The 4655-nt window shown below is 63.8% G+C and carries 4 protein-coding genes and 2 tRNA genes; 1 reads left to right on the top strand and 5 read right to left on the bottom strand.

The window, feature by feature from the left end; all coding sequences use genetic code 11:
- The 5 genes from clpX to VGH54_RS20810 form a co-directional block, all read right to left on the bottom strand.
- On the bottom strand, positions 1 to 1251 hold a 1251-nt coding region (gene clpX / locus VGH54_RS20790; RefSeq protein WP_331513974.1), incomplete at its 3' end, for an ATP-dependent Clp protease ATP-binding subunit ClpX.
- Positions 1252 to 1531: 280 nt separating this feature from the next.
- Positions 1532 to 2167 (bottom strand): ATP-dependent Clp protease proteolytic subunit, encoded by a 636-nt coding sequence (locus VGH54_RS20795; protein ID WP_331513975.1) that lies wholly within the window; start codon positions 2165 to 2167, stop codon positions 1532 to 1534.
- Positions 2164 to 2769, bottom strand: coding sequence for an ATP-dependent Clp protease proteolytic subunit (locus VGH54_RS20800; RefSeq protein WP_331513976.1), 606 nt, complete (start codon positions 2767 to 2769; stop codon positions 2164 to 2166). Before VGH54_RS20800 ends, VGH54_RS20795 begins: the two co-directional genes overlap by 4 nt.
- A gap of 95 nt (positions 2770 to 2864) precedes the next feature.
- Positions 2865 to 4253, bottom strand: a complete 1389-nt coding sequence (gene tig, locus VGH54_RS20805) for a trigger factor (protein WP_331513977.1) — start codon at positions 4251 to 4253, stop codon at positions 2865 to 2867.
- A gap of 66 nt (positions 4254 to 4319) precedes the next feature.
- Positions 4320 to 4393 (bottom strand) — tRNA-Pro (locus VGH54_RS20810).
- Between the two features lie 124 nt (positions 4394 to 4517).
- Between VGH54_RS20810 and VGH54_RS20815 the strand changes: the two genes are divergently transcribed.
- A tRNA-Gly gene (locus tag VGH54_RS20815) sits at positions 4518 to 4588 on the top strand.
- Positions 4589 to 4655 lie beyond the last annotated feature (67 nt).

A 4655-nucleotide genomic window follows, 5' to 3' on the forward strand; every position in this document is an offset into this window, starting at 1 on the left:
CGCCTTGCGCGGAACGATCGTCGGCAGCACGTTGTCCTGGACGGTCTCCTTGGTCACCACGACCTTGGCGACGTCGTCGCGGCTGGGGATGTCGTACATCACCGGCAGCAGGACTTCTTCCATGATCGCGCGCAGGCCACGGGCACCGGTGCCGCGGTGGATCGCCTGGTCGGCGATCGCCTCCAAGGCGTCCTCGCTGAACTCGAGTTCGACGTTGTCCATCTCGAAGAGCCGGGTGTACTGCTTGACCAAAGCGTTCTTTGGCTCGGACAGGATCTTGACCAGCGACTCCATGTCCAAGTTCGTCACCGAGGCGACCACCGGCAACCGGCCGATGAACTCCGGAATCAGCCCGTATTTGATCAGGTCCTCGGGCATGACCTCGGCGAAGTGGTCGGTGGTGTCGATCTCGGCCTTGGAGCGCACCTCGGCCCCGAAGCCCAGACCGCGCTTGCCGACCCGGTCGGAGACGATCTTCTCCAGACCCGCGAACGCACCCGCCACGATGAACAACACGTTGGTGGTGTCGATCTGAATGAACTCCTGGTGCGGGTGCTTACGACCGCCCTGCGGCGGCACCGACGCCTGGGTGCCCTCCAGGATCTTCAGCAGGGCCTGCTGCACGCCTTCCCCGGACACGTCGCGGGTGATCGAGGGGTTCTCGCTCTTGCGGGCGATCTTGTCGACCTCGTCGATGTAGATGATGCCGGTCTCGGCGCGCTTGACGTCGTAGTCGGCGGCCTGGATCAGCTTGAGCAGAATGTTCTCGACGTCTTCGCCGACATAGCCGGCCTCGGTCAGCGCCGTGGCGTCGGCGATCGCGAACGGGACGTTGAGCATCTTGGCCAGGGTCTGGGCCAGGTAGGTCTTTCCGCAGCCGGTGGGGCCCAGCATCAAGATGTTGGACTTGGTCAACTCGACCAGCTCGCTGGAGCGGGAGTCGCGACCCTTCTCACCGGCCTGGATTCGCTTGTAGTGGTTGTAGACCGCGACCGCGAGGGTCCGCTTGGCGGTGTCCTGACCGATGACGTAGCCCTCCAGGAATTCCCGGATCTCGGCAGGCTTGGGCAGTTCGTCGAGTTTTACGTCGTCGGCGTCGGCGAGTTCCTCTTCGATGATCTCGTTGCACAGATCAATGCACTCATCGCAGATGTACACGCCTGGCCCCGCAATGAGCTTTTTTTCCTGCTTCTGGCTCTTCCCACAGAACGAGCACTTCAGCAGGTCGCCGCCGTCTCCGATGCGCGCCATGGTGCTGGGGGCCTACTTCCTGTTCACCGTGTTGATGGTGCTATGTCGCGTGTATTCCCGACGCTACCCGCTTGCTCCACGGCGATGCGACCGATAGAGGTGAATCGCGTCGGTGATATTCGTGTTGTGCGCCTGAACATATCGCCTTGCGGTCCCCTACGCGCGCCTGAACGCGCAGCTGTGTCTTTGGCGTGTCGCGGCCGTTATGCGACTGAGAGGCAGACGAACCCGACACCCATCCAGCGGCGGCGGCCCTGAATTAGCCCCGCGCGGCTGCCAGTTAGGCCGTCGACGCCGAGAGCTTCCGGTACTCCAGCACGGTGTCGATGATCCCGTATTCCTTCGCCTCGGCGGCGGTCAGAATCTTGTCCCGGTCGGTGTCCTTGCGCACGACCGCGGCGTCCTTGTTGGTGTGGTGCGCCAGCGTCGTCTCCATCAGCGTGCGCATCCGCTCGATCTCGGCGGCCTGGATCTCCAGGTCAGAGAACTGGCCCTGGATCACGCCGGACAGCGACGGCTGGTGAATCAGTATCCGGGCGTTGGGCAGCGCCATGCGTTTACCCGGGGTGCCCGCGGCCAGCAGCACGGCCGCGGCAGAGGCGGCCTGACCCAGGCACACCGTCTGGATGTCGGCCCGCACGTACTGCATGGTGTCGTAGATCGCCATCAACGACGTGAAACTGCCGCCGGGCGAGTTGATGTACATAGTGATGTCGCGGTCGGGGTCCAGCGACTCCAGCACCAGCAACTGAGCCATGACGTCGTTGGCCGACGCGTCGTCGACCTGGACGCCCAGGAAGATGATGCGTTCCTCGAACAGCTTGTTGTACGGGTTCGACTCTTTGACACCCCAGCTGGAGTGCTCGACGAACGACGGCAGGATGTAACGCGCCTGGGGCGCGAGCTCGGGGTTCATTCGGCTTCTCCGTTGATGTGCTCGGCGCGGGTGATGATGTGGTCGACGAATCCGTACTCCAGGGCCTCAGGGGCGGTGAACCACCGGTCGCGATCGGAGTCGGCTTCGATGCGCTCGATCGACTGGCCGGTGAATTCGGCGTTGAGCCGGAACATCTCTTTCTTGATGACGGTGAATTGCTCTGCCTGGATGGCGATGTCGGCCGCGCTACCGGTCACCCCGCCCAGCGGTTGGTGCATCAGGATGCGAGCGTGCGGCAGCGCGTAGCGCTTGCCTTTGGTGCCGGCAGCCAACAGGAACTCGCCCATCGAAGCCGCCATGCCCATGGCGTAGGTGGCGATGTCGCACGGCGCCAGCACCATCGTGTCGTAGATCGCCATTCCGGCGCTGATCGATCCTCCGGGCGAGTTGATGTACAGGTGGATGTCCTTGGTCGCGTCTTCGGCGGCGAGCAGCAGGATCTGCGCGCAGAGCCGGTTGGCGATGTCGTCATCGACCTGCGATCCCAGGAAGATGATGCGCTCGGAGAGCAATCGCTCGTAGACCGAGTCGGTGAGGTTCAGACCCATCGCGCTGGCGCGCATTTCAGTCCCACGGCTCACAGTGGGTTACCTGCTTTCTCGAGTTCCGTATTCACCGACACTAACCAACCGGGGCCGTCGAGCACTCCCCGAAGCCCCCGCGTTCGCTTACAGCGTCACTTCGAGTCGCCTGCGGCGTCCGCATCGTCATCGTCGGACTCTTCGACGTCGCCGTCCTCCGGGCTGCGCTTGCCGAAGAACTCGGTGGTGTCGATGACGGTGCCGTCGCTGTCTTTGACGGTGGCCGCCTCGACCACTGCGGCGATGGTCAGCCCACGGCGCACATCGGCGAACATCGCCGGCAGCTGGTTTTGCTGCTGCAGGTAGCCAAGCAGTTCTTGCGGCTGGATGCCGTACTGCCGCGAGGTGACCACCAAACGTTCGGTGAGGTCTTCCTGCCCCACCTGGATGTCGAGGTCGTCGCCCAACGCGTCGAGCAGCAGCTGCGTCTTGATGGCCTTCTCCGCCTCCGCGCGGGTGTCGGCGTCGAATTTCTCACGCGACGAACCCTGCTTTTCAAGCGCTTCGGCGAACTTGGCTTCGTCGTGGTTGAGCCCGTGCAGCGCGTTGTGCACCGTGCTGTCCACCTGGGCCTGCACGATCGCTTCGGGCAACGGCATGTCGACCTGCTCGATCAAGGCATCCAAAGCGGCGGTGCGAATCTCCTCGGCCTGCTGGACGCGCTTGGTCCGGCTGACCTGATCGGAGAGATTGGCGCGCAACTCGTCGATCGTGTCGAATTCGCTTGCCAGTTGGGCGAATTCGTCATCGGGTTCGGGCAGCTCACGTTCTTTGGCCGAGACGACGGTGACGGTGATCTCAGCCTCCTTGCCGGCGTGCGGGCCGGCGGCCATCTCGGTGGTGAACGCCTTGGACTCACCGGCCTTCAGGCCGATGATCGCGTCGTCGATGCCCTCGACGAGTTGGCCGGAGCCGACCTGGTGGGACAGACCCTTCGTGGACGCCTCCGGCACGTCCTCGCCGTCGATGTTGGCCGACAGGTCGATCGAGACGAAGTCGCCGGAGGCGACGGGACGCTCGACTCCGGTCAGGGTGCCGAACCTGGCACGCAGCGACTGCAATTCGGCGTCGACGTCCTCGTCGCTGACCTTGATCGGGTCGACAGAGATCGTCAGCGAGCTCAGATCGGGCAGGGTGAAATCGGGGCGTACGTCGACCTCGGCGGTGAAGACCAGCTCCTCGCCGTACTCCTTCTTGGTGACCTCGATCTCCGGCTGGCCAAGAGGCCGCACGTCGGACTCCGTCACGGCCTGGCCGTAGCGGCTGGGCAAAGCTTCGTTGACGACCTGGTCCATGATCGCCTCACGGCCGACGCGGGCCTCCAGCAGCTTGGCCGGAGCCTTGCCCGGACGGAAACCCGGGAGCCGCACCTGCTTGGCAAGCTCCTTGTAAGCCCGGTCGAAGTCCGGCTTTAGCTCTTTGAAAGGCACCACTACGTTGATGCGAACCCGGGTTGGGCTCAGCTGCTCGACGGTGCTCTTCACGCGTGCGCTCCTCGGTTGTCCTGATTGGCCTGGTAATGCTCAAGCCCGTTGGGTGTGGCATGCCAGTCGGGGTGACAGGATTTGAACCTGCGGCCTTCCGCTCCCAAAGCGGATGCGCTACCAAGCTGCGCTACACCCCGCGGTGACCTCGAAATCCTACGGCCAAGCCACACCGTCCCCGCAGTGGCCTACCACCAGGTCACGGGACGACAACATTTGGATTTGATGTCTGCCGCGCCGTAAAGTCGCGCTCGACTAATCCATGCGGGCGTAGCTCAATGGTAGAGCCCTAGTCTTCCAAACTAGCTACGCGGGTTCGATTCCCGTCGCCCGCTCGATACCGGCGCCGGCAACCGAGGCGGACTAGGCTGACAACGCTTAGTGCGACCTACGGCGGCCCGG

The sequence above is a fragment of the Mycobacterium sp. genome (assembly GCF_036488105.1).
GTDB lineage: Bacteria > Actinomycetota > Actinomycetes > Mycobacteriales > Mycobacteriaceae > Mycobacterium.